At 29.7% G+C, this 25,883-nt stretch carries 28 protein-coding genes; 5 read left to right on the top strand and 23 right to left on the bottom strand.

Annotated features, from left to right (window positions below; all coding sequences use genetic code 11):
• Nucleotides 1–8 precede the first annotated feature (8 nt).
• From EDD60_RS04975 to EDD60_RS05010, 8 genes are all read right to left on the bottom strand, one after another.
• On the bottom strand, nt 9–389 hold the full coding sequence (locus EDD60_RS04975) for a hypothetical protein (RefSeq protein WP_066449508.1): 381 nt from the start codon (nt 387–389) through the stop codon (nt 9–11).
• Between the two features lie 81 nt (nt 390–470).
• Nucleotides 471–746 (bottom strand): type II secretion system protein GspM, encoded by a 276-nt coding sequence (gene gspM / locus EDD60_RS04980; protein WP_066449507.1) that lies wholly within the window; start codon nt 744–746, stop codon nt 471–473.
• Between the two features lies 1 nt (nt 747).
• The gene (locus EDD60_RS04985) at nt 748–1,392 is read right to left on the bottom strand and encodes a translocation/assembly module TamB domain-containing protein (protein WP_066449505.1); all 645 of its coding nucleotides are present in this window, start codon (nt 1,390–1,392) and stop codon (nt 748–750) included.
• Nucleotides 1,393–1,403: 11 nt separating this feature from the next.
• Nucleotides 1,404–2,306, bottom strand: a complete 903-nt coding sequence (gene pilM, locus EDD60_RS04990; RefSeq protein ID WP_066449502.1) for a pilus assembly protein PilM — start codon at nt 2,304–2,306, stop codon at nt 1,404–1,406.
• A gap of 14 nt (nt 2,307–2,320) precedes the next feature.
• On the bottom strand, nt 2,321–3,511 hold the full coding sequence (locus EDD60_RS04995) for a type II secretion system F family protein (protein WP_066449499.1): 1,191 nt from the start codon (nt 3,509–3,511) through the stop codon (nt 2,321–2,323).
• Nucleotides 3,512–3,531: 20 nt separating this feature from the next.
• Complete coding sequence (locus tag EDD60_RS05000; protein WP_066449639.1) at nt 3,532–4,296, bottom strand: prepilin peptidase; 765 nt, start codon at nt 4,294–4,296, stop codon at nt 3,532–3,534.
• 80 nt (nt 4,297–4,376) lie between these two features.
• Nucleotides 4,377–4,895, bottom strand: coding sequence for a prepilin-type N-terminal cleavage/methylation domain-containing protein (locus EDD60_RS16370; protein WP_082787427.1), 519 nt, complete (start codon nt 4,893–4,895; stop codon nt 4,377–4,379).
• 101 nt (nt 4,896–4,996) lie between these two features.
• Complete coding sequence (locus tag EDD60_RS05010; RefSeq protein WP_066449496.1) at nt 4,997–5,851, bottom strand: DMT family transporter; 855 nt, start codon at nt 5,849–5,851, stop codon at nt 4,997–4,999.
• A 132-nt stretch (nt 5,852–5,983) separates the two neighbouring features.
• On the opposite strand from EDD60_RS05010, the gene EDD60_RS05015 reads away from it, so the two are divergent.
• Together EDD60_RS05015 and EDD60_RS05020 are read left to right on the top strand one after the other, a co-directional pair.
• Nucleotides 5,984–8,983, top strand: a complete 3,000-nt coding sequence (locus tag EDD60_RS05015; protein WP_132226295.1) for a bifunctional diguanylate cyclase/phosphodiesterase — start codon at nt 5,984–5,986, stop codon at nt 8,981–8,983.
• Nucleotides 8,984–9,083: 100 nt separating this feature from the next.
• Nucleotides 9,084–10,433 (top strand): MATE family efflux transporter, encoded by a 1,350-nt coding sequence (locus tag EDD60_RS05020; protein WP_243646635.1) that lies wholly within the window; start codon nt 9,084–9,086, stop codon nt 10,431–10,433.
• Here EDD60_RS05020 and EDD60_RS05025 read toward each other — a convergent pair.
• Nucleotides 10,430–10,978 (bottom strand): HdeD family acid-resistance protein, encoded by a 549-nt coding sequence (locus EDD60_RS05025; protein WP_066449492.1) that lies wholly within the window; start codon nt 10,976–10,978, stop codon nt 10,430–10,432. The genes EDD60_RS05020 and EDD60_RS05025 overlap by 4 nt on opposite strands.
• Before the next feature lie 112 nt (nt 10,979–11,090).
• Between EDD60_RS05025 and EDD60_RS05030 the strand changes: the two genes are divergently transcribed.
• Nucleotides 11,091–11,909: a putative manganese transporter gene (locus EDD60_RS05030; RefSeq protein ID WP_066449489.1), complete on the top strand. Its 819-nt coding sequence runs from the start codon at nt 11,091–11,093 to the stop codon at nt 11,907–11,909.
• Here the strand turns inward: EDD60_RS05030 and EDD60_RS05035 are convergent.
• Nucleotides 11,884–12,399, bottom strand: coding sequence for a hypothetical protein (locus tag EDD60_RS05035; protein ID WP_066449487.1), 516 nt, complete (start codon nt 12,397–12,399; stop codon nt 11,884–11,886). The genes EDD60_RS05030 and EDD60_RS05035 overlap by 26 nt on opposite strands.
• Before the next feature lie 21 nt (nt 12,400–12,420).
• On the bottom strand, nt 12,421–13,206 hold the full coding sequence (locus EDD60_RS05040; protein WP_066449484.1) for a histidinol-phosphatase HisJ family protein: 786 nt from the start codon (nt 13,204–13,206) through the stop codon (nt 12,421–12,423).
• Nucleotides 13,207–13,337: 131 nt separating this feature from the next.
• On the opposite strand from EDD60_RS05040, the gene EDD60_RS05045 reads away from it, so the two are divergent.
• Nucleotides 13,338–14,357, top strand: a complete 1,020-nt coding sequence (locus tag EDD60_RS05045; protein ID WP_066445665.1) for a Gfo/Idh/MocA family oxidoreductase — start codon at nt 13,338–13,340, stop codon at nt 14,355–14,357.
• A 344-nt stretch (nt 14,358–14,701) separates the two neighbouring features.
• Here the strand turns inward: EDD60_RS05045 and EDD60_RS05050 are convergent, their stop codons facing one another.
• The 4 genes from EDD60_RS05050 to EDD60_RS05065 all read right to left on the bottom strand — a co-directional run bounded on the left by EDD60_RS05050 (nt 14,702) and on the right by EDD60_RS05065 (nt 16,870).
• Nucleotides 14,702–14,956: an RDAC family protein gene (locus EDD60_RS05050; protein WP_066445668.1), complete on the bottom strand. Its 255-nt coding sequence runs from the start codon at nt 14,954–14,956 to the stop codon at nt 14,702–14,704.
• 60 nt (nt 14,957–15,016) lie between these two features.
• Entirely contained in the window at nt 15,017–15,283 is a 267-nt protein-coding gene (locus EDD60_RS05055) for a hypothetical protein (protein WP_066445670.1), read from the bottom strand.
• A 64-nt stretch (nt 15,284–15,347) separates the two neighbouring features.
• Entirely contained in the window at nt 15,348–15,599 is a 252-nt protein-coding gene (locus EDD60_RS05060; protein WP_066445675.1) for a hypothetical protein, read from the bottom strand.
• Entirely contained in the window at nt 15,596–16,870 is a 1,275-nt protein-coding gene (locus EDD60_RS05065; RefSeq protein WP_066445677.1) for a DNA polymerase Y family protein, read from the bottom strand. The genes EDD60_RS05060 and EDD60_RS05065 overlap by 4 nt, the downstream gene beginning before the upstream one ends.
• Before the next feature lie 135 nt (nt 16,871–17,005).
• On the opposite strand from EDD60_RS05065, the gene EDD60_RS05070 reads away from it, so the two are divergent.
• On the top strand, nt 17,006–17,602 hold the full coding sequence (locus tag EDD60_RS05070; protein WP_066445678.1) for a LexA family protein: 597 nt from the start codon (nt 17,006–17,008) through the stop codon (nt 17,600–17,602).
• 36 nt (nt 17,603–17,638) lie between these two features.
• On the opposite strand, the gene EDD60_RS05075 is transcribed toward EDD60_RS05070, so the two are convergent.
• The 8 genes from EDD60_RS05075 to EDD60_RS05110 form a co-directional block, all read right to left on the bottom strand.
• A complete protein-coding gene (locus EDD60_RS05075) occupies nt 17,639–18,259 on the bottom strand; it encodes an NUDIX hydrolase N-terminal domain-containing protein (RefSeq protein WP_243646636.1) in 621 nt (206 codons plus the stop codon).
• 9 nt (nt 18,260–18,268) lie between these two features.
• Nucleotides 18,269–18,721 carry a GNAT family N-acetyltransferase gene (locus EDD60_RS05080; RefSeq protein WP_066445679.1) on the bottom strand — a complete coding sequence of 151 codons (453 nt, stop codon included), beginning with the start codon at nt 18,719–18,721 and terminating at the stop codon, nt 18,269–18,271.
• A complete protein-coding gene (locus EDD60_RS05085) occupies nt 18,721–19,212 on the bottom strand; it encodes a GNAT family N-acetyltransferase (protein ID WP_066445681.1) in 492 nt (163 codons plus the stop codon). The genes EDD60_RS05080 and EDD60_RS05085 overlap by 1 nt, the downstream gene beginning before the upstream one ends.
• Nucleotides 19,213–19,261: 49 nt before the next feature.
• Nucleotides 19,262–21,049: a putative bifunctional diguanylate cyclase/phosphodiesterase gene (locus EDD60_RS05090; RefSeq protein ID WP_066445685.1), complete on the bottom strand. Its 1,788-nt coding sequence runs from the start codon at nt 21,047–21,049 to the stop codon at nt 19,262–19,264.
• Between the two features lie 116 nt (nt 21,050–21,165).
• A complete protein-coding gene (gene dnaK, locus EDD60_RS05095; RefSeq protein WP_132226297.1) occupies nt 21,166–22,938 on the bottom strand; it encodes a molecular chaperone DnaK in 1,773 nt (590 codons plus the stop codon).
• 15 nt (nt 22,939–22,953) lie between these two features.
• Nucleotides 22,954–23,556, bottom strand: a complete 603-nt coding sequence (locus tag EDD60_RS05100; RefSeq protein WP_066445688.1) for a J domain-containing protein — start codon at nt 23,554–23,556, stop codon at nt 22,954–22,956.
• Complete coding sequence (locus EDD60_RS05105) at nt 23,556–24,389, bottom strand: DUF5685 family protein (protein ID WP_066445689.1); 834 nt, start codon at nt 24,387–24,389, stop codon at nt 23,556–23,558. Before EDD60_RS05105 ends, EDD60_RS05100 begins: the two co-directional genes overlap by 1 nt.
• Before the next feature lie 66 nt (nt 24,390–24,455).
• A complete protein-coding gene (locus tag EDD60_RS05110) occupies nt 24,456–25,685 on the bottom strand; it encodes a M48 family metallopeptidase (protein ID WP_066445692.1) in 1,230 nt (409 codons plus the stop codon).
• Between the last annotated feature and the right edge of the window lie 198 nt (nt 25,686–25,883).

A 25,883-nucleotide genomic window follows, 5' to 3' on the forward strand; every position in this document is an offset into this window, starting at 1 on the left:
ACCTCACTTTACTGTTCTGCCATATAAATAACAATTTCTAATGATACTGTTGCAGGTTTTGTTGGATCAGTAGATTCACTAAAATTAAATTTAGAAATTTCTACCCCTTTCATCTTATTAAATTCATCAATTGTTTTTGTTATTTGATTTAATGTTCCCGTTACTGAAACATTAACTTTTGCTTGAAAGACATAATCCTTTTCTTCTTGTTTTTTCTTTTTCTCATCAGTTTTATCTTTGCTCGTTTCATCATCTTTGTCTTTTTCATCTGTTTTATCTTTTTCATTAGTTTTATCTTTTTCATCAGTTTTTGTTAATTCTTTTATTTTTTCATCTGTTTCATTAGTCGTTGTTTCTTTTTTATCATCTTTAGCTTTTTTTATTTTCACTGCTGTAACATCAGATAATGTTAATGATGTAGGAGTCAATCCTTGCGATAAAAAAGTTGTTGTTATTAATTTATCTATTTTTTAAGTAGATAAAATAGGATTATAATTTTCTATAACTTGTTTCAAATTATCTTGTTCAACTTTTAACTGATCTGGTGCTCCAAGATAATCTGTTAACTCTATTTGTAAAGCAGTATTTTCCATCAAAATATCTTGATATTCTTTATTTAATACAGTATTTTTATCCAAAGCTGGAACAATAACAAAAAACCATCCTCCTACAACTATTAAAAAACAAACAAGAAAATACAATAATTTTTTCTCTCGACTAGATAATTGGTCTACAATTTCTTTCATATTATTGTGCACCTCCATCTAACAAAATAACTATGCTAAATGAATAAAATGTTGTTTCACTGGTTGTTGTTATCTCTTGACCAGTCAAAGCATCAAATTCACCAGTACCAACAGTGTTTGTTTTTTTCGTTTGCTGATAACCATTATAAGAAATATTAGTCATTTGATATTTTGTTTTTAAATTAGAAATATATTTTTCAATATTTTGAACATTCATTGAAGTAAATGAAGCTGCAATTGTTTTTGCTTCTTGATCAAAGCTTAATGAATTTAATGTCATATTTGATAATAATGAATTTTTTAATGTTAAAACTTGTTTTTTTGTAAGTTCTGGTAAACTTGCAATAGTGTTATCAACAGATTGTAATGATGAATAAGTTGCTTTTAATGTTGCTAGCTTATAATATGGTTCTTTATCAGTAGCATCTATTTTCAATTGAATTTCTTCATTTAATAATTGAACATCATCAATTTTATTTTGAACTGTTCTATTCATCACAAATATAAAAATAAATGCCATTGCAAAAACAAGAAATAATCCTAAAGGAATACTTACATATTTTAATACTTTTGATGACTTTGAAGGACCTTCTTTTCGATTATAGGCCGCAAGTAAGTCTAATTCTTTATTTTGAATTCTAAACATTATTAACGACCTCACTTTCTCTTAAAATATCCAACACAATAGGCATAATCATTAATATCAAAAGATACTTCATTATTATTGACAGCATATATCGCCTTTGATTTAGGCAATCGATTAGCAATAATGCCTAAAGAAGTTCTTATTCTATCAAATAACTTTTGCTCTTTTTCTTGATCTAATCCAAAGAAATAAATATCTGTTAATGGATGATCTTGCTGACTTGATGAAGCAAATTGTTTCAATTGAGAAATAACTCCTATAACTTCATTTTCAAATTCTAAAGTCCCCTTAGTAGAAAAAATTCTTGAACGATTTGTCAAAATATATTCATTGTTAATAAACAAAACACTGATTACATTTTGACCATCTATTTGGGTGATTGCATATGACTTATCAAGAAATCCTGCTAATTGTTTGACAAGACTCATTAAAACATTAATAGCATAATCAATTGCAACAATAGCAATTCCAGATTCATTAAAGACTTCCAAATAACTATCAATAAATTGTCTTTCTACTCCTACACAAAAGATTTTACTTGCACCTTTAACAGTTTCATCATCTCCTATATAAGAATAATCATATACAACATCCTCACTATTACTATCAACAGTAGATAATTCATCTTTAACAAACTGTAAAATTTCTTTTTCTCGCATTTTTGGAATACTAGCAGATTTAGCCAAAATCTTTGCACTATCTACGACCAAAACAGCCTCAGTAATTCCCTTATCATATACAACTTTTAATTTCTGTTTCAAATCATAATCATCAATAATGACCCCATTTAACATTGTTCCCTCATTAAGAGGAAGTTGAAAATAATCATTAACTCTTAAAACATCTCTTTTAGATTCAGCAGTCACAACAGATATATTCTCACTTGAAATATATATCACTGTTCCATTTTTCATAGTTATACCCCCTCTTAGCTTGATCCAATGCTTCCATATAAAGAATAAAGAGGAAGCATGACTGATATAATAATTGTACCTATAATAACACCCAAAATAATAATCATTAATGGTTGCAATAATGTCACCATTTTTTCAGTTGCCAGTTCTGCTTCATAATCAAAATCATCCGCAACATTTAACAAAGTTTGATCCAATTTACCACTTTCCTCACCAATATAAACTGAACTTGCAAGTTTAGGATCAAACCCATCAATAATTGAAATTGCTTGACTTAAATTTGTTCCATCACGCACCTGTTTAATGACTTCATCAAATTGACTGGCTATATAAACATTATTAATTGTTCCTCTTGCCAAAGCTAATGAATTTAACATGGATACTCCACTTGTGTAAAGTGAACTCATACTTCTAGCAAAACGAGCAGTATAGATAATTTTTGTTAGATATCCTACTTTAGGACAATGTACCTTAAATTTATCCCAAGCAAATCGTATCTTAGTCACTCTCATACTCATTGTAATAATACATATTATAATTAAAACTCCAATTAAAAACCATTCCCAATTAGCTATCATTGCTTTAGAAATCCCAAACATAACTTGAGTAATCAAAGGAATTGGCGCATCACCAAACATATCAAAGAAATTAGGCAAAATAAGTGTAAATACCGCAATGACTACAAAAATCGTTACAACAACCAAAATCATCGGATACATCATTGCACTCTTTACTTTATTTTGTAATTTATTATCTTTATCGAATTGTGTTGCGAGTTTCATAGATGTCTTATCTAACATTCCCGTTGATTCACTAGCCCTAAACATATTAATCATAAGTGAAGGAAACATTTCTCCTTGTGCAGCCAAAGCATCTGATAACGACAACCCTTGTTGAAGCTTAACATAAATATCTTTATATAGGGCCTGTAACTTTGGATTAGGTGTTCTTTTTGCTATGATATTCATTGCCATGATCAAAGAAATACCAGAAGAAACCATCGTTCCTAATTCTCTACAAAACTCTGATAAATCATTTAACTTCATTTTTTTACGATCTTCTTCTTTTACAATCTCTTTACATTTCAAAAGATATAAATTCTCAGAACGCAATAAAGTGACAAGTTCTTCACGAGAATTGACCTCTCTCTTGCCATGATATTTCTTAGAATTTATATCCTTTGCAATATACTTAAACGTTGCCATAAACGTTCCATCCTCTCATATTATAATCCAAACAAAGCTAAATACCAGCTTAACAATTCATTCCCATACAACAACGATACAAACATTCCAAAACAAATATACGGACCAAAAGCAATATGACCTTTCTTATCAACCTTATGTGTTAACATTAAATATCCTGCATAACATCCAGCAATAATAACAGCTATAAACATGCCAACCAATACCAATTTCCAACCTAACATTAACCCACATACGGCAATCAATTTGATATCTCCTCCACCAAAACAATCAGGAATAATCAAGTTCATTAAATACATTGGTCCACTAACAATAAAAAATCCAATAAGACATTCCCACAAACTATTATGATTAAAAGGATAATACAAAACACAAACAACTAAACAAGCAATCACTAAAGAATTAGGAATTGTCATTGTATCAAAATCAATCATTGTAATAGCCACTAAAATCATTGCAAACACAAATGAAATCAATGTCATCCAATGGATTCCATAACGATAAAAACACAACATTCCTAGCATTCCACCAATAAACTCCAATATTGTATCCCTCATAGGAATAGGTGAACGACAATATCGACATTTTCCACCTAAACACAAATAACTAACAATTGGAATTAAATCAATAGCTTTTAATTGATGTTGACAACTTGGACAAAAACTTCTTCCTTTTGCCACACTGATTCCTAAAGGCAAGCGATAAATAACAACATTTATAAAACTTGCAACACAAGTTCCAATAACAAACATATAAATATACAAGAATATAAGTATTGTTTCCATCATTTATCACCCTTCTATTATTATAACTGATTTGCTTAAAGAATGAAACCCTCTCTCAAAAAGAGAGAGGGTTTAAAAACTTATTCAAATTCGTCACCTACATAAACTTTTCCATTTAATTCGATAGCAATTCCTTTACCATCCAAATTAAAAGTCATTACTTTAAAATCAGGACTAGACAATGTTGTAGTACCAGATGGAGCTGTAATTTCAGACTGATCAGTAACAGTTATCACATCACCTTTTTGAGTAATTTTAGCACTAGTATACAACTTAATGTTAGTTGCGTTCTTACCATCACCTATAGCCGTATTGATAGTTCCTTCTGCCTTTGCTGTATCGCTTATCATTGCTGCCCATTCCTCTGCATCGATTTTCTTATCACCAGCATAAGCTTTAGCCATTTCAGCTTGAGCAGTTGTCATGACAGTTCTTGCTTGTGCCATGTATTTAGCATTATCAGCTTCGCTTAAGTATTTCATAACTGAAGGTACTGCAACAGCCATTAATACAGCCAAAATAACAACGACTACTATGATTTCAATTAATGTAAAACCTTTCTTATTCTTTTTTAATTCTCTAAGTTTTTTGATATTCATTTCAAAAACCTCCCTTTCATACTTAGATTATAATACCAAAAAAAGGATTCATCAAGAAAAATCACAAAAAAATAACAAATAAATTGTAAAAATATCACAACTTATGAGTTTTCTCGCTGATTTTGTAAATACATGTAGAATGTCACCATAAAAATCACAAAATATCCGATAATAGAAAGGTAATCTGGGATTTGTCCAAAGGCAATAAATCCTAATAATGCTGCAAAAATAACTTGTGAATAATCATAAATAGAGATGTCGCGACCAGCAGAATGTGAGTACGCAGATGTTACTGCAAATTGTCCACCTGCAGCAGCAATTCCAGCTAATAATAAGTAAGCGATTTGCTGAAAAGTCATAGGTTGAAAGTTAAATATTAAATACGGAATAACACTCAAACATGAAAAAAGTGAAAAGTAAAAGACAATTTGTGGTCCTTTGACTCCTCTTTGTGACAACATTCTTACTAGTGTATAAGCCATTCCTGCACTCATAGCACCTATCATAGCTATTAAAGATGCAAATAGCTCACTATTTGCAAAGCTTGGTTTAACAACAAATAACATTCCTATAAAAGCAATAATAATAGAAAGAATTTGTTGTTTGGATACTTTTTCTTTTAATAATAGAAAAGAAAAGATAATAACAAAAAATGGGGCTAATTTTTGAATGATGGATGCATCTGATAATAATAAATGATCAACGGCATAGAAATTAGCAATAATTCCAATTGTCCCTAAAATAGCGCGTAAAAGCAAGAGCGGAACATTTTTCTTTTCAATATGAAAACCTACCCCACTTTTCTTTAAGATTGCTAAGGCGATAAACGCAGCAATAAAATTTCTAAAGAAACTCTTTTGAATAGCCGGTAAATCACCAGATAATTTAACAAATAAATTCATTACAGCAAAACATAATGCTGATATAACAATAAACATAATTCCTTTGTTTTTCATACTCTCACCTCAATGTTCATTAATATATCTTATTTTACTCTATTTGTAAAAGGAAATACTTTTTTAATTCCACTAAATAACCATAGCATTCTATTTTGAAAAACTATATAATAATGACAAGGGAGTGATATTGTGGACTTAAAAAATGGGAAATATCTTCTAGAAATTTATCAGCATTGTAAAGACTTTCGACGTTTCTTTTTAGGAAGTCATTATGATCATATTTTTCAATCTTTATTAAATATATTAAATAATATTATGGAAGTAGATAATATTTGTGGTTTCTTTTATAAAAATGATCATTATCCTTATCATTATTACAGTGTTATTTCTCATGATCATGATGAAGAATTTGATCAATATTATCAACAACTTAATCAACACTATCATTTAAAAGAAATCAAACCACAATTAGAATCATATTTAGAAAATTATACTTTTGTTTATGGATTACCATTGGATTGTGAAGATAAATTTTATGGTTATCTCTTTTTCTGTCGTGATGAAAAAGATTTTAATAAAGAAGAACGTGAATTTTTAAATACTTTAAGTCAAATTTATGCTGATATTTTTAATAATAAAGAAACCTATCAAAGAAGAATTTTTGATCAATCAGTTTTTGGAAAGATTTTAAATAGTGTTCATGCGAATATTGCTATTACGAATCCATTAACTGATGAAATTCTTTATATCAATGATACTGCTAAAAAAACATATCAAATCAAAGATAATGTAATTGGTTTAAAATGTTATGAAGTTTTTAAAAAAGATCAAAAAGAAAGATGTCGTGTTTGTCCTTTAAATCGTTTATTAAAGAACCCTAATGAATCTCATACTTGGGAAGAATATAGTGATTATAAACATAAATATTTTCAAAATCATGATTCTTTAATTGAATGGTTTGATCATACGATTGTTCATTTTCAATATTCTATTGATATTACTGATCTAAAAGAAATTCAAAGAGAAGCACATTATGATAGTTTAACTGAAATCTTTAATCGAAGAACTGGTAAAAAAGCTTTAAATGAACAATTATTAAAAGCTAAAAAAGAAAATAAGAATTTAATTGTTTGTTTATTTGATTTAGATCATTTAAAAACAACAAATGATGCTTTTGGACATCAACAAGGAGATTTCTTTTTACGTACTGTAAGTAAAGAAGTCACTACAATATTAAATCATGATGATATTTTCTTTAGATTAAGTGGTGATGAATTTGTTGTATCTTTCTACGATAATACGATATCCAATGTTCATAATTTAATGATTCAGGTTTTAAATGTTTTAAAACAAATCAAAAAACAAGATAATATTCCTTTTGATTTAAGTTTTTGTTTTGGTTTATATGAAGTTGGTCCTCAAACATCTTTATCTATTAATGATATTATCAGTGAAGCTGATGAAAAGATGTATAACTTTAAAGTCAAAAGTCATCTTAAAAAAGCCATGCGTGAATTAGACTTATCAAAAGTTAATGTCAATGAATTTACTTATAACCAAGAATTACTTTATAATGCTTTAGCCAAAAGTACAGATGATTATATTTTTATATGTAATATGAAAACTGGGGTTTTTAAATATACTCCAGAAATGGTTAAAGAATTTGATTTTCCTAGTGAAGTGCTTACGAATGCAGCTGCTGTTTTTGGCAGCAAGATTCATAAAGATGATAAATATGAATTTTTAAATAGTAATCAACAAATTATTGATGGAAGAACGGATAGTCATATTGTTGAATATCGGGCTTTAAATAAGAATAATGAATATGTTTGGTTACGTTGTCGTGGACATGTGGAATATGATGAAAATGGTGAACCATGTTTATTTGCCGGATTTATTTCTAACCTTGGAAGAAAGAATTATCGTGATAATTTGACCGGTTTATATAATGGTTTTGAATTAGAAAAAAGAATTCAAGAAACAACGAGTCATTTTGCGATGATGATTTTAAATATTGCAAACTTTAAAAATATTAATCAATTCTATAATCGGCACTTTGGTGATCAAGTCTTGAGGATTGTTGCTCAAAACTTACAAACCTTATTACATAAGCAAACAACTATCTATAAATTAGATGGTGATGAATTTGCTCTTATACTAAAAGATGCAACACCACAGGATTTATGCCAAGTTTATGAAAAGATTCAAAAGTATGCGAAACAAGAACATTCTTATGAAGGCAAATCTTATTCATGTCATTTTAATGCTGGAGCAGCTTTTTCACCACATGATGGAACAACTTATTCTAAGCTTCGTCGTAACTGTGAAATCGCCCTGCAGCATAGTAAACACTATGCCTATGGAAAATTAACCCTCTATAATCAAGATATTGCTGATAAAAGAAATCAGACCTTACGTGTCTTACATGCTTTAAAAGAATCTATCAACAATAACTTTGAAAATTTCTGTTTAGTATTCCAACCAAAAGTCACTTCTTCTTATCATGCTTTAACCGGTTTTGAAGCCTTGATTCGTTGGAATCACCAAGATTTCCCTCACATCGGCCCTGGTTTCTTTATTCCAATGCTAGAAGAAAGTGGCGATATTATACAACTTGGTGATTGGATTTTTGAACAAGCTATCATTAAACTCAAAGATTTTTCACGCTATGATAAAGATATCAATATGAGTATTAATGTTTCTTATTTACAATTAATGGATGATAAATTCGTTGATTTTATAAAAGAAAAAGCAACTTTACATCAAGTGAATCCTTATCATATCATTATTGAATTAACAGAAACATCAATTGCTAAAAATAATGAATTAATTGTTAATAAAATTCAACAATTACGTCAATTTGGTATGCGAATTGCAATGGATGATTTTGGTACTGGTTATTCATCCCTATCTTTATTAAAGAATGAACCTTTGGATATCATTAAAATTGATCAATCTTTTGTAAGAAATATTACTGAAGATTCTTTCAATTATGCATTTATGAATGCTATTATTGATTTATGTCATCAAATTGATTTAAAGGTCATTGTTGAAGGGGTTGAAACAAAAGATGAATTAGATGTTATTGAAAAATTTAATCCTGATTATATTCAAGGATATTATACTGGTAAGCCAATGGATTATAATCATGCTATTTGTCTTTTAAAGAAAAATATTGACAATAAGTGATAAAACATTTAGAATAGTCATGCACTAAAAGCTATAGATTTCTCTATTTCTGATTATAAATAGAATATCTATAGCTTTTTTTATGAAAGGAGTATCTATTATGGAAAATAAAAATCCGATGGGTTATAAACCGATCTTTCCACTTTTGATGTCAATGGCTTTTCCCCCAATGATATCAATGCTTATTCAATCACTTTATAATATTATTGATAGTATCTTTGTTGCTCAATTGGGAGAATCAGCTTTAACTGCAGTTTCTTTAATTTATCCTTTACAAAATCTATCTTTAGCTTTTTCTTGTGGAATTGGGATTGCAATGAATGCTATTATTGCTAGACATTTAGGGGCTCACAATGATCAAGAAGCTTCCGATGTTGCAAGTCAAGGGATTGTGATGAGCTTATTACATTCCTTATTATTTGTTGTGATTGGTTTGTTTTTTATCCGTCCTTTTGTTTCAATGTTTTCATCTCATCAAGAAGTGATTCAGTATGGTATTCAATATGGAACAATTGTTATTACTTTTACATTTTTTTCTTTTGTTCATTTGGCTATTGAAAAGATGTTTCAGGCAAGTGGGGATATGATTATTCCTATGATTATGCAAATCGTTGGTGCTGTTGTCAATATTGTTTTAGATCCTATTTTAATCTTTGGTTACTTTGGTTTTCCTGCTTTAGGTGTTAATGGAGCTGCGATTGCAACAATCTTAGGACAAATGAGTGCTTGTTTTTTATCTATCTATCTTTTTTATAAACATAGTCAACATATTCATGTTTCTTTCAAACATTTCAAAATTAATTTTCAAACTTTTAAAAATCTCTATAGTATTGCCATTCCTTCTGGTGTCATGTTATGTATGCCATCATTACTTGTTTCCGTTTTAAATGGTATTTTAGCTTCAATTTCACAAAGTGCTGTTGCTTTCTTTGGAATTTACTTTAAACTCCAGACATTCATCTATATGCCTTCTAATGGGGTAATTCAAGGAATGCGTCCAATTATTAGTTATAACTATGGAGCTAAAGAGAAAAAGCGAATGGATGAAACGATTAAAATGGCTGGATTATCAATCAGTGTCATTTTATTACTTGGAACCTTATTGTTCTTTTTCTTCCCTCAAACAATCTTAAAAATGTTTAATGCTAATCAAGCTATGTTAGATATCGGAATCAGTGGTTTACGTATTTTATCCTTAGCCTTTATTCTTTCAACAATTGGGATTGTGATGGCTGGTGTTTTTGAATCATTAGGAAAAGGATCACTTTCTTTAATCATTTCCTTATTAAGACAATTCATTATTATCATTCCAGCTTCTTTATTACTAATTCCATTTCTAGGACTTAATGGTGTTTGGTTAACCTTCCCACTTTCTGAAATTATCGCTTCTCTTGTTGCCTTTATTTTATTTATAAAAGTATATAAAGGGATTAATCCAAAACAGGATTAATCCCTTATTTGTTTAACAAATTGACTACTACGATGTAAGATCAACAAGTTGAGCAAGCCATCATAAACGAGACATATTCCAATCATCATTACTGAAACCAAGGCGGCATCAAATGGATTGACAACAATAATCATTCCCAAAATCAACAATAAAACTGATAACACAAAATCATATAACCATCTTTCAAAACCCCATTGACGTAATTGAAAAGACCTCACAATATTCAAAATCCCTTCAACCACAATAAACATTCCAATTACAAAAGGAATCATCATAATCACAATATCACTTCTTAAAATCATAAAAATTCCTACTGCACACAACAAAAATCCAGTCAATAAATCATAACCAAAACGATAAGAGAAATCATTTGAAAAATATCTAATCATATCCATGATTCCACAAATCAAAATCACTCCAGCAATTCCATAACAAACAATCAAACTGGTTGTATCTGGAAAAAGAATCAGAATAATTCCCATTATTATGGTTATAATAGAATACATAACAACACCTTTTTTTAATCCTTGTAGTAAATCTAACATTTTACCACCCTCTCTTTAGTTCTATTATTATCCCAGCTTATTAACAATATATGAACACATTCATTGATTTTTTTTATTTTTTGTATACAATAGATAAAAGGCAGGTGAAGATATGGACATACTTATCGATACAATCAAAGATACAATACTCATTATTCCTATTCTTTTTGTTATGTATCTTTGTTTAGAATATTTTGAACATCGACAAACCAATCAAAGAGTAGAATATTATTTAACTCACTATGGTCCTCTGCTTGGTGCTGTCTTAGGAATTATTCCACAATGTGGATTTGGAGTTTTGGCTAGTCTCCTTTTTATTGAAGGAAAAATGACATTAGGAAGTTTGATTAGTGTCTTTATTGCAACAAGTGATGAAGCTATCCCCATTCTTTTAACCAATCCTGAGATGTATACATCTTTAATTGGTATTATTTTTATTAAATTTATATTTGCTATTATTGTGGGTTATGCAGTTGATTTTCTTTTTAAAAATCAATCTTTTGAACATTTTCATACCCATATTGAACATACTCATGAACATTCTATTATTATTGAAGCCCTTTTTAGAACATTTAAGATTTACGCTTTTATCTTTGCCGTAAATTTTGTTTTATCATTGGCTATCGAAACGATTGGTTCAACAACTCTTTCTTATCTGCTTCTTGATCGTTCGATGGTTCAACCAATCGTAGCTGCAATCTTTGGCTTTATTCCTAATTGTGCAGCAAGTGTTATTTTAACTCAGCTCTACATTAGCCAAGTTCTCAGCTTTGCATCATTAGTTGCTGGTTTAATAACCAATGCAGGTTTAGGTTTACTCGTCTTATTACAAAACAAAATAGATATGCGTATCTTTATTAGAATATGTATGATTCTTCTTTTAAGTGCTTTGCTTTTGACTTTACCTATACAGTGGTTCTATCTTCACTAGATGGAACCATTTTTGCATAATAAACTTGTGATGGTAAATAAAACAGCCAAATCAAAGGTATATTAATTTGTAATATAAATTGTAAAGCAACACAAATATCACATAATGCTAGCAATATCAAAGTCACTCTTAAAAAATGATGTTTTTTGATTGCTGTTATTATATTTACAAGACTCATTAAAGCATAGACAAACGCTAATAAATAGATATTTGGATATAAAAAACTTAATAATCCCAAATAGAAAAGATAATCATTTGCTAGCTGACGATGATAAAGACATTGCACAAGCATAAACAAGGCAATCCCTAACTTATAATAATCACCCCACAACAAAATATAATCCGCTAACAAAATCAGAAAAAATATATGATATCCTCTTTGTTTATACAAACAATAGAAAAAACAAACAACAATACTGAAATATTTAATCCAACTCAATTGACTTATTACAATAAGAAAATAAAGAAAACCTTCAATAATCAGAAACATATCTTTATTTTTCCCTATTTTTTATAATTTATGAAAAATAGGTTGCATTTTTTCAAAAGTACAAAACTCCTTAAATCCAATTTTCTTTAGTTCTTCTTTAACATAAGCTATCTGATAGCCAACATGCCCTTCTTCATGAGTATCAGAACCAATCGTTATTATTTTCCCTCCCAACTCATAATACCATTTTAAAATCGTTCTTGAAGGCGTTAAATCATTCAAGCCATATCGAAAACATGATGTATTGACTTCAATCCCTTTACCATGCTCAATTGCATATTTTAAAATATCAACAATGATATCTTTCATCAACTCATCAGGATAAACACCCAATTGATCATACCTTTTTATCATATCCAAATGACCTAAAACACTATAATCATCAAATGCCTTCATCACATCATAAATAGCCTGATAATAACCACGATTATACATCTCTTGACTCTTATCCTTTTGATATTGATAAGTCCAAAATTCAATATCATCAATCTGATGATTTGATAAAATAATAAAATCAAAAGGATACTCTTTAAAATCATTTTGATAATCTTTGATTGTATGTTTTTGAACCCCAAATTCACAACCAAATTTAATTGTTAATTGATCCTTATACACTTCCTTTAACTGTAAATATCTTTGATAATATTTCTCATAATCAACAACATAATCTCCCATCGTCCCATAATCACTATGCTCAGTTATACAAATCTCATCCAACCCCAACTCAATAGATTTTAAAATCAAATCTTCCATATGATATTTCGAATCATTGCTTAAACTTGTGTGCATATGATAATCTGCTAACATTGTCATCACCTCATCATTAGTATACATCTTTTCTAATATCAAAAAAAATTATAATCAAATTATGAAAATAAAATTTCATTTCTATCTTTTTGTATTATAATAGTTTTAACAAAACAAAGGAGGAATTTTTCATGTTAACAATTGGATTTATTGGTAATGGAAAAAGTGCAAATAGATATCATATGCCTTTTATCCTACAAAGACCTGATAAAATAAAAGTAAAAAAAATTTACACTCGTCATCACGCAACAGACAAATGGGATGAAGTTCCTGGAGTCATTTATACTGAAAGCTTAGATGATTTATTAAACGATGAAGATATTCAAGTTGTAGTGATTTCAACCCCTTCCGCTTTCCATTATGATTATGCTAAAAAAGTTTTGAATGCAAATAAACATTGTGTTGTTGAAAAACCTTTCGCAGATACATATGAACAAGCCAAAGAAATCTTTGATTTAGCTAAAGAAAAAGGGTTGATTGTAGAGTGTTATCAAAATAGAAGATTTGATAGTGATTTCTTAACTGTTCAAAAAGTTATCGAATCTGGTAAACTTGGTGACTTATTAGAACTTGAAATGCATTTTGATTACTATCGTCCTGAAGTTCCTGAATCTGTTCATGAGTTCAGTACCATCAACTCGTATCTCTATGGTCATGGTTGCCATACACTTGATCAAGTCATTTCTTACTTTGGTAAACCTGATGATATTCATTATGATGTAAGACAACTCTTAGGTGAAGGTCGAATGAATGATTACTTTGATTTAGACTTATACTATGGAACATTAAAAGTATCTGTTAAATCAAGTTATTTTAGAATTAAAGAAAGACCAAGCTTTGTCGTTTATGGTAAAAAGGGGATGTTTGTCAAAGCAAAGAAAGATAAACAGGAAGAACACTTAAAATTATTCTATATGCCTACACATGATGATTTTGGAGTAGACTTACCAAGTGAATATGGAACATTAACTTACTATGATGATGAAGGACATTATCATGAAGAAAAAGTTATTTCTGTCAATGGAGATTATGGTCGTTATTATGACGCGTTATATGAAACAATTATCAATCATGCTAAACCATTAGTAACACCAGAACAAACTTTATTACAAATTGAAATCCTAGAAAAAGGGATTCAAGGATTAAAATAAAACAATGAGCATGGAGCTCATTGTTTTTTCTATACAACTTCCTTTGACAATTGGATAGTTTTCAATTCCGTGCGTACTCGTTTCATATCTAATAAAAAAACTAAATAGGAAATACCAAAAAACTCTTTAATTGAAAATAGAATCATCAAAAATATATTACATTCATTGTAATATAATAGCTACATCCAACAAATTAAACAGATAAATTGATGACCTTAATAATTTCTTTTATCTCATCACTCCATCCCCTACTCTTATTATTAAGAATACATTTTACAAAAAACAAGCAAAGCTACCTAAATGAAAAGGACGTTTTCACGTCCATTTTCAAATTATTTTTATAGCTATAAAGAAAACTTCGAATCAATATAAAGATGAGTTGAATCATCGACTGCATAAGATGCAACAAGCCATTTACTCGCTAGAAACTCATTAATGATACTAAGGAGATCACTCTCATCATACTTCTTTCCGTTTCTTTGTAGTCGCAAACCACAAGAGGCACAACCGGCAATTGTATGTAAAGAATATTCAATTCCCTGTTGTTTGAAAAATTGATTGATTTGTTCAACCATCATAACATCTACCATACTTTTCATAATTTATCACCCATTAAGAGTATACCAACTCTTTTAGATAAATCCTAGTCAAATACTGTTTTAATGAATATCTCTTAGTGACAAACCAACTTCTAAGCCCCTTTTAAATTGAACAAAACCATATTCAAAATAAAATTCATTAAATTTATCTTCTAATTCATATAATTCATTCTCTGACAAAACAACTTTTTCATTTTCTTTACGTTCATGAAATTCTTCCATCATATTTAAATAAGAATCATCCACCTCGGCTAACATTTCTGCTTCCATATCAGCTAAAATAATATCTGATGTATAAATCTCACGAATAATATCTTCTTGATTCATCTTTCATTCCTCCCTCATTTTTATTATAACAAGATATCAAATAATTTGCTATAAGAAAATATATTTAAGGGTGATAACTTTCAATAAACCAGCGATTTCTTTCATAAAATAAATTTCTTATCTTTCCATCAATCATGCATTCATATAAGAGCCCACATCCTCCAACCTGTGAACTTGCTTTTCGAATATCAAGAATTTTATCAATCCGAAAACTCTCTTTGCCCTCACGACTTTCCCAAATCATATAAAGTGGTTTAAGCTTGCCTTCTTTATTTGTCATCACAATCATATCTACATAACGTTTATATAATCTCACAATGATTTAAACCACCCTTCAGGATGAATAACATGATCTTCTTTAGGATTAAAGTTTGTCAATTCTCTATGAATTTCCATACAACAGCGCTTAATTTTTTCAAAGCCAAATTTATTTCTAATTTCATCAATAGCTCTATCAATTTTCTTTTCCTTTTGACGTTGATTTTCATCAACAAAAAGACTTAATTGAACATGAGAAGAATCATCAGCTAATTGACTTACACAAACACTTACACTTCGATAGGGACGATCTAAATACCCATAACAAGACCCTAAACAATTTTCCTGTAAAAGTTGTTCAACAACCAGCATGATTTCACTAGAAATATTCGTTGCTATATCAATCTTCTTTTGCCTTGTATAACTGTTCAATTCATTATCACGTAAATGAATCGATATCACTGAACCTTTAAGATTTCTGTCCTTTAAACGTGATGCCACTGATTCTACCAAAACTCTAAAAACATCTTTAGCTTCTTCAAAAGTAGAAAGATCATGCATAGCAGTTATTCCATTTCCTATCGATTTTGGCATTCTTTCATTATCAGATAATGCAACCTCACTCACATCCATCCCATTGGCAAAATACCAAATCATTTCGCCATTTTTTCCTAAAAATGATTTCAAATATTCTTTATGACTTCTTGCAATATCACCAATTGTATAAATTCCTTTATCTTTTAATTTATTGGTTGTAGCCTTACCAACATAAAACAAATCTTCCACTGGTAAAGGATAAACAACATCTTTAAAATTCTTTTTAGAAATCACTGTAAAGCCCATTTTTTTATCAAAATCACTACCCAATTTAGCAAATATTTTATTATAGCTTACTCCCATTGAAACAGATAATCCTAATTCATGATAAACACGCATTTGAATTTCTTTAGCAATCGCAATCGGATCACCTCCAAATAATCTTTGTGACGATGTTAAATCAATCCAAGCTTCATCAATCCCAAAACTTTCAACCTTATCTGTATATTCACGATAAATATTTTTAACTTCTTCACTATAATACTTATAATCTTCATAATGTGGTTGAATCACTAATAGATGCGGACATTTTTCATAAGCCTCACGTAATGATTCACCCGTTTGAATATGAAATTCTTTAGCTAAGTCATTCTTAGCCAAAACAATTCCATGACGTGACTTTTCATTTCCACCAACAACCATTGGTACCTTTCTCAATTCTGGATACAACATTTCCTCAATTTGTGCATAACAATGATTTAAATCTGCATGAACAATAACTCTATCCCACATATGCCTCACTCCTTGCTTCTATTATAACGAGTGATGTTGCAAATTTCAATAGTTTATGCAACTTATTTTTTATTTTTTTAAAAATACTTTATTTTTGTTGTATGATTAGTTATAATATGCATAAGGAGGGATTTTATGGAACTCAAAGACATTATTAAAGATTATAAATATCGTCATCAATTAACAAATGATGAAATTGCCAAAAAATTGGGTGTTACAAAATCAACTGTTGGTCGCTGGATTTCAGGTGATGTAAAACGAATCCAAGATGAAACTTTACAACGTCTAAATGAAATATTAGGTTATGATGTTGAACCTATCATTAAAGGCTCATCAGTTCATTTAAAACGTCCTATTCTTGGCTATGCAAAAGCCGGTTATAATATGTTTGCCCAAGAAAACTATATGGGCGAAGAAGAAATTACTGAGGAGGATTTTTATAAAGGTGATTACTTTTTGGAAATTCAAGGTGATTCTATGACCGGTTCAGGAATCATGGATGGTGATTTAGCTTTGATTAAGCAATGTCAAAGTGTTGCTTCTGGAGAGATTGCTGTGGTAATGATTGGTGATGATGAAGTTACAGTTAAAAAAATCATTAAAAAACCTGATATGTTGATTTTAGAAGCAACCAATCCACAGGTTGAAAATCGTTATTTTACTAAAGAAGAAGTTGAATATTTACCTGTTCGTATTATTGGAAAAGTCGTTTATACAAAAACATATTTTTAAAAAAGTGGTTTAGATTGTATCTAAAACCACTTTTTTTTAATCAAAATAAGTTTGCCATAGAGGATTATGATACGCCTCAAAACACATTTGAATCTGTTCAAAGTTATTGCGATCAAGGGAAAGTTCTGGTAAATGTTCTAAATCAAAATAATCAGCTGCCACAGTTTCTAGATTTTTTGTAAATGTACCTGATATCTTTTCACATAAAACAAAAACTTTAATAATCTTATAGAGATAACGTGGTAAATTATGTTTATCACGATCTTCAATCGCAATAATTCTTGTCGCTTTGACATCCAATCCTGATTCTTCCTTTGCTTCCTTTTCTGTGTTTTCTTTAATAGATGTATCAATATCAACCCAACCACCAGGTAATGCCCATAATCCTTTAGGATCTTGAACAAGCAAAATCTTTCCTTCATCATTAAAAATGGCAGCCCTTGTATCTAATTTTGGGGTTTGATAACCAACTTCATGACAAAAGACATCTTGAATATGATGAACAGGTTGATTTAAATACAAAGCCATTAGTTCAGCACTGATTTCTCTAATTCGTTCATATCTTTCTTTATCATACGCATCATGACCATAATATAGCCCACTCTGTGCTAAACTTTGAAGCTCAATAATATAATCAAAAAGCTCTTTTTTCACCATCATCTTCTCCTATTTTTTATCTAATTGATGAATCAAACAAACTGAAGATTCATCTTCATCAAATCCCATCTTATAATAAAAACCATGACTTAATTTTCCTCTTTTTGTGACCAAACAAATACGTTCAATATGTTCATTCAAACAAATTTCTTTTAGCTTGTCCATCAAAGCAGAACCTGTGCTTTTTCCCTGATAATTTGGATCAACACATATTTCGTCAATCCATAATTCATAACTCTCTAAATAAGTCATCTTTCTTGAAAAAATAAAACCAACCAATCTTTGTTCAACAAAAATTCCAAGATGTAACCCCATCTTTGTCTCCATATAATCTATCAAACGATTATATGCCTGCTGTTTTGTCCATTCTTCATTCCAAGGCGCTTGTAAAAATGCTGCTTGAAAAATAACAACAGCATCATTTAAATCCGCTTTATCTAACCTTTTAAACACATAATCCATTACAATTCCTCAAATTCCAATAACATATCATTCCATTTTGCTCCACCATGACAAGAGACGGATACTCCTTGATGAACAAAACCAAATTTTTGATAATAATGAATTAAATGATCTTTACATGTTAAAATCATTCCTTTTTTATGACGCTTCTTAGCTAAATCTATAAAAGCATTAAGCAAAGCAGCAGCCACTCCTTGTCTTTGATATTGAGGTAAAACATCTAAACCAAAGACGGTTTGATAAGCACCATCTTTTTGATGTAATGATGAATCATGATACAATTCATCAGGTAAACAAGGTTGATTGGTTGTACAACCATTAATAAAACCAATAATTTGATGATCTTGACAAGCAACTAAAAAACATTCTTTGAAACTTTGATATCTTGCTAAAAATTCTTGATAAGTTGCAGCTTCTTCTTTAGGAAAACAAGCCTTTTCAATCATCGCAATCTTCTCTATATCTTTTTCATTCACTTCTCTTATTTCCATAAATCATACTCCTTATCTTTTATTCTACCATAAATAAAAGAAGGCTTCATTAGCCTTCTTCCATTTTATTTAAAAACTTTTCAATAAATTCTTCTTCATTCACTGCTTTAGATACATAATATCCTTGTCCTAAAGGACATTTTAATCTGGTGAGTAACTCTAAATCTTGTTTTGTTTCTACACCCTCACAAATCACTTTCATATTTAAAGCCTTTGCTATATCAATAATCAAACCAATAATCTTTACTTTCTTTTCATCTTGTTTTAATAAAAAGACACGATCAATCTTTAAAACATCCACACTCATAGTATTTAATAAATTCAAAGAAGAATAACCACTTCCAAAATCATCCATGGAAACAACAAAACCATCATTTCTTAATCTCATCAACATATTCAATATAGTTGAAGATAAATCATTAAAAGCACTTTCAGTAATTTCTATCTCTAAACATTTCACTGGAATCTGATAACGCTCAATAATCCCTTTAAAACGTTCATAAAAGTCTTTATGATGAATTGTCACTCTTGAAAAATTCACAGCAATAATAAAATGATATAATTGACGTTCATGAATAAATTGACAAGCTTGTTCTAGAATTGAAAAATCTAAATCATAAATAAAACCATTACTTTCAAATAAAGGAATAAATTCATCTGGATAAAGAATCTTTCCATCACTCATATGCCATCTCACCAGTGCTTCAGCTCCAACAATCTCTAATGAAGGAATTTTAAATTTAGGCTGTAAAAACATTTGAAATTCACCATCAATTAAAGCACGATGCATCTGATTAATAATCAGTCCCTCTTGATAAATCTTATCCAAAAGATTTTGATCATACCAAACAACATTTCCCTTTCCTCTTGTTTTTGCATTTTTATGAGCCAATAAAGCATTCTCCATCATATCTTGAATTGAAATATCTTTTTGAATACGATAAGCTCCAAAAGTAAACGTAATATCATCACTAATATCAAATTCAATTTCATTTTTTATTGATTGAATAATACATGTTTTTAAATCATTAATCACATTTTTATGATAATGGGTAAACACAAAGAAACAATCATTACTATTTCTTGCACACGACCCCCTACCATCAACAAACTCACGCAATGCTTTAGCAATCGCAATTAACATCTGATTTCCAAATAAATAACCATATGTTGCATTTAAATATTTAAAATCATCTAAATCAAAATAAATCAAGACTGATTCATTCATAGCACTTTCACTATGTTTTTGAACTTCAATTTCAAAAGCTGCTCCATTATATAATCCCGTTAATTTATCCGTATACATGACTTGTTGAATTTGTTTTTGTTTATAACGATACCAAAAAGCAAAAACACCACCTGTAATTATTAAGTAAATAAAAAACATTGCTATTGAATTAAAAAGATGTTGATCTGAAACTGATTGAGCTGTTGCCACCATTTTATCAGCTTGAGTAAAAAAATCTTGTGATAAAGCATAGAGTTCATCACGTGCTTGTTGCTGATCTAAATGATTGATTTTATCTTTCATCAAATGCCATGTCACTTGCATATCATCTAATTGTTTTTGATAAGAATCATCATCAATACGAATAAGGTCGTATTCACCCTCTCCAGTTTGTAATTCACGCAAAATATTATCTAATTTTAAAATGAGTTGTTCATCATGTTCTCCGTTTAATTCTTCTTTAACAGCTAACTGTGCTCCTCCTCTTACAATTCCACTATAATTAATGACTTTTGAATACCCCATATTTTGAAATAGTGAAAAAATAAGAATGACAATTGCTACAATCCAAATACACGTATAAACACTCATGCTTTGCTTTTGCTTCATAAAAAATTCCTCAATCATTCTTTTATATTCTATAGATATTTTACATCTTTTTGTTCATAAAGTATAGGTATTTCGCCATTTGTAAAATAAAAAGTGAAGATTTTTAAATATCTTCACTACATTTGATTTTGTGACATTGTTAAGACAATTCCAGCTGTATCTTCTAATCTTTGTTTTGCCACTTTTATATTTTCAAATTCTTCATCACTACATGTTTCAAAATTAACCTTCTTTGTTAACTTTTTAAAACTTGAAAGCTCATCTTTGATTTGTGATTTAACAGTTTTTTCTAATTGTTTACCATTTTGTGATAAAGCCCCTTCAACTTGCATAATTAAACTTTCTACTTCATTTTTGAAAACCAATCTTTCTTTTAATAAAGCATCCTGACTAGCAAATTGTTGAGCCTCATGAATTGCTCTTTCAATATCATCATCAGACATATGCGAACCATTTTCAATTGTAATACTTTGCATATTGCCACTTGCTAAATCTTTAGCTGAAACACTGACAATTCCATTGGCATCAATATCAAAAGTTACTTCAATTTGAGGAACTCCACGCATAGCACGTTTGATCTTCTTTAATTTGAATTTTCCTAAGCTCTTATTATCTTTTGCTAAAGGTCTTTCACCTTGTAAGACATTGATTTCCACTTGTGTTTGAAAATTCGAAGATGTCGTAAAAATTTGACTATGACTTGTCGGAATCGTTGTATTACGATCAATCAACGGTGTAGCGACTCCACCCACTGTTTCAATCGATAAGGTTAAAGGTATTACATCCAACAACAAAACATCATAACTTCCCATTGCTGAAACATCACCAGAAAGCTTTCCTCCTTGAATCCCTGCACCCATTGCAACACACTCATCAGGATTCAATGATTTACTTGGAATAATTCCTGTCACTTCTTTAATTTTTTCTTGAACTACAGGAATACGTGATGAACCTCCTACTAAGATGATTTTATCTAATTCAGCTGGTAATAAACGAGCATCATTTAAAGCATTTTGCATTGGTAAGATTGTTTGTTCAACAAGTTTTTGTGTTAAACGATTAAAGAGTTCTCTTGTGATTGTCATTTCAAGATTAATTGGACCAGCTGAAGATGTTGCAATAAATGGTAATGAGACAATTGTTGAAGTCATTGATGAAAGTTCAATCTTGGCTTTTTCAGCTGCTTCATTAATACGTTGTTTAGCCATTAAATCATTGGATAAATCAACTTGATACATTCTTTTGATTTCACTTAAAATATATTGAGCTAAGCATTCATTAAAGTCATCTCCACCTAAATGATTATCTCCTGATGTTGATAAAACTTCAATTACTCCATTACCAATTTCAATAATCGAAACATCAAATGTTCCCCCACCTAAATCAAAAACCATAATTTTTTGACCATAACTATTTTCTAATCCATAAGCCAAAGCCGCAGCAGTTGGTTCATTAATAATTCTTAACACTTCAAGTCCAGCAATTCTTCCAGCATCTTTTGTTGCTTGACGTTGTGCATCATTAAAATAAGCTGGTACCGTAATAACTGCTTGTTTTACTTCTTCACCTAAATAATTTTGTGCATCAATCTTTAATTTTTGTAAGATCATTGCTGATAACTCTTGAGGGGTATAATCTTTTTGATTGATTCTTTTTGTATAATTTGTTCCCATTACACGCTTAATAGAAGCAATGGTTTGCGTTGGATTTGTAACTGCTTGACGTCTTGCACTCTCACCAACTAATCGTTGACCATCTTTTGTAAAAGCAATCACACTAGGTGTTGTCTTTGCTCCTTCACTATTAGGGATAATTGTTGTTTTCCCATTTTCAATAAAAGCCATACAGCTATTTGTTGTTCCTAAATCAATACCAATAATTTTACTCATCTTTCTTCTCCTTTATTAACATCTACAACAACAAGACATAAATAATTGCAACATCATAAAGCTATAGCAACAATTGATTGCCGAATAAGGTGAACCATAGCTTTGTTGAGTTGAACGATATTGACCAGATCCAGCCTGTAATTGTTGAACTAAAAATATATATTGAATATTCCCTGGTTCCATTTGCGCAGCTGTTTGAGCATATTCTAAAGCTGTAACATTGTTTCCAATACCATTCATTGCTAGTGCGCTATAATAAAACCAAATTGAATTTCTTGTACGAATTTGTTCTAAGACATTTAAAGCATCCTGGAAACGTCCAGCATTGATATAAGCCGCAGCATCATTAAAAGCTGCTTGTTCATTTCCATTATATTGATAAGTCGATTGACTTTGACCTTGTCCCCCAAAATTCTGCTGAGTAAAGCCTTTCTTTCGACTATCCATAATTGTTTTATAAGCATTTTGTACCTGTTTAAATTTTTCAGTATATTCTGCTTGATGTTCACTATTAATATTCGCATCAGGATGATATTTTTTACTTAATGTACGATAAGCTTGTTTAACTTCGTCATCTGATGCACTAGGAGAAACCCCCAATATTTGATATGGATCCATTATTTCTTATCCTCCGATCTTTTCATCTTACGTAGTTCATATTTACTCCAAACACCACTATAAAGGATATTGCGCAAAATTTCAACATTCTCTGTAATAGGTAGGCATTCAAAAGCATTTGCACTTCTCGCAATCATCATCTCTAATAAGGCATGACACCTTTCATCAAAATCTGGTTGCTGATAATCCTTAATAAAAGGATTAAATGTCTTTTTCTTGATATCTTCCTCAATATCATCATACGCATCGAGTAAATAAATAAACTTTCCTAAATAAAATCCCATTTCATAGAGATCATCATAGAAAATATCATCTTGATAAGTACATATCTCCCCCATGACTCTCCCAAAACAACCAGCTAAATCATCAATATGATCATAATTTTCTTTTTCATATGCATTGATTTTCTGTAAATTTTCCTCAATAACCTTTATTTTCTTTGGATATTCTTCCTTAATCTTTAAATAAGGAGATGAAATCATTTTCTTATAAATCTGTTTAACTGGCTTTCTTTCATCCATCCAATCATCCTGACATTTATAATAAGCCAAAACAATCGTCATCTTTGCCGCATAATCAATACAATCATTTAGCAATTTATCATGCTTCTTCATTGGATGAATCACACATCGCTCATGTACCTTTTTTGTGGGTACATCATAAAGCAAAGATAATAACATAGCTAAAAAAGTCATATCAAAGTTTAACGATACCTGTGCCTTAAGACCATATTGATTTCTTAATGTCTGACACAGACCACAATAATATGACTGATATATATCGAATTCTTTAAATTTTAATTCTGGTTTATTTACAACAATATATCCAAACATTTTTCTTCCTCTTTTATACGTTAACATCATCAGTATAGACAAAGGATGTTAACTATTCATGAACTTCTATTTGATTTGATGGGTTTCTTGATATTTTTTTATAGCTAATATTCTTTGTGATAAAGTTGGATGAGAATAACACATTTTAACAACAATAGGATGTGGTTGAATATTAGACAATCCATCTTTTGTCAGTTTCTTTAAAACATCAATCAATGCCTCACCATATCCTTCCTTTGCAGCAAAAGCATCTGCCTGATACTCATATAAACGTGAATAATGATTAATCATCATATCCAAAACAATCATCAGTGGTCCTAATACCCATCCTAAAACCGCAACAACCATATAATAATTCAATTGCTTAATATGAAAAGTTGCATATAAACTTGGATGAACAAAAATAAAAATAAAACATAGAAATAAAATCAAACCCATCAAAACATTAAGAAATCTTTGACGTTCAGCATGTTTTAACAGTGCATGTCCTTGTTCATGGGCAAAGACTGCAACAATTTCTTCTTCACTATACATTTCTAACATATTATCATCAATACAAATTTCTTTTTCCTTGCCCTGCCCACTGCAAAAAGCATTCGCTCGTTTTGTACGTTTTGAAGCATCCATGACATAAATACCCTTTAATTTTAAACCATGCTTATTTAATAAAGCAACGATTGTATCCTTAAGATGTCCTTCTGGTAATGGTGTAAACTGATTAAACAAACGCATTAAAAAGATCGGATGTTTTTGAATCCATCCAACAATAAGTCCTAAAATAACAAAGATAACAATAAAACCATAATAAGAAAACCATCTATAAACATAGTGAACAAAAACAAATAATAAACCAAACAATCCAAAATCCAATAACAAAGATATTATAAAATCTTTAATAAAAGTTTTCTTTGTGGTCGTATTCATTCCATACTTTTCTTCAATCACAAAAGTCTCATAATAATCAAAAATAACTTCAACTATTTCTTCAAAACCATTAAAAACCAATAACATTCCTAATGAACTAATTAAAATAGACGAAGAAAAAAGCATTGAAACTTGATAAAATATAGGCGTAAAAAAATAAAAAATAGCAATACCTATATCTACCAAATCCTGAATAATAGCAATCTTATCTGTTTCATTTTCATAGGCTTGCCATTTTTGATATGTGGTTGAATCATAAATATCTTTAACTTCATCACTTAAAGCACATTGACGTTGTTGTTGATTAAAATAAATCATTATCATTTTAAAAACAACACCCATAACAAAACACACAAAAAATATCCATCTCATTCATCCATCGCTCCATTCATTTTCTTATTATATCATGAAACAAGAAAAGATAAAAAAGAAACTATTTTTTTGCATTTTTATAAAAATTTATTTTTTGTTGTAATTTCGGGTCTTTGACAGTTAGATATGTGTATAATTCAAAAAGCATTGATAGATGCTTTATTTTTTTGTCAACTTTTTATTACTTTTATATCGTAA

Source organism: Longibaculum muris (assembly GCF_004343035.1).
Taxonomy (GTDB): Bacteria; Bacillota_I; Bacilli_A; order Erysipelotrichales; family Coprobacillaceae; genus Longibaculum; species Longibaculum muris.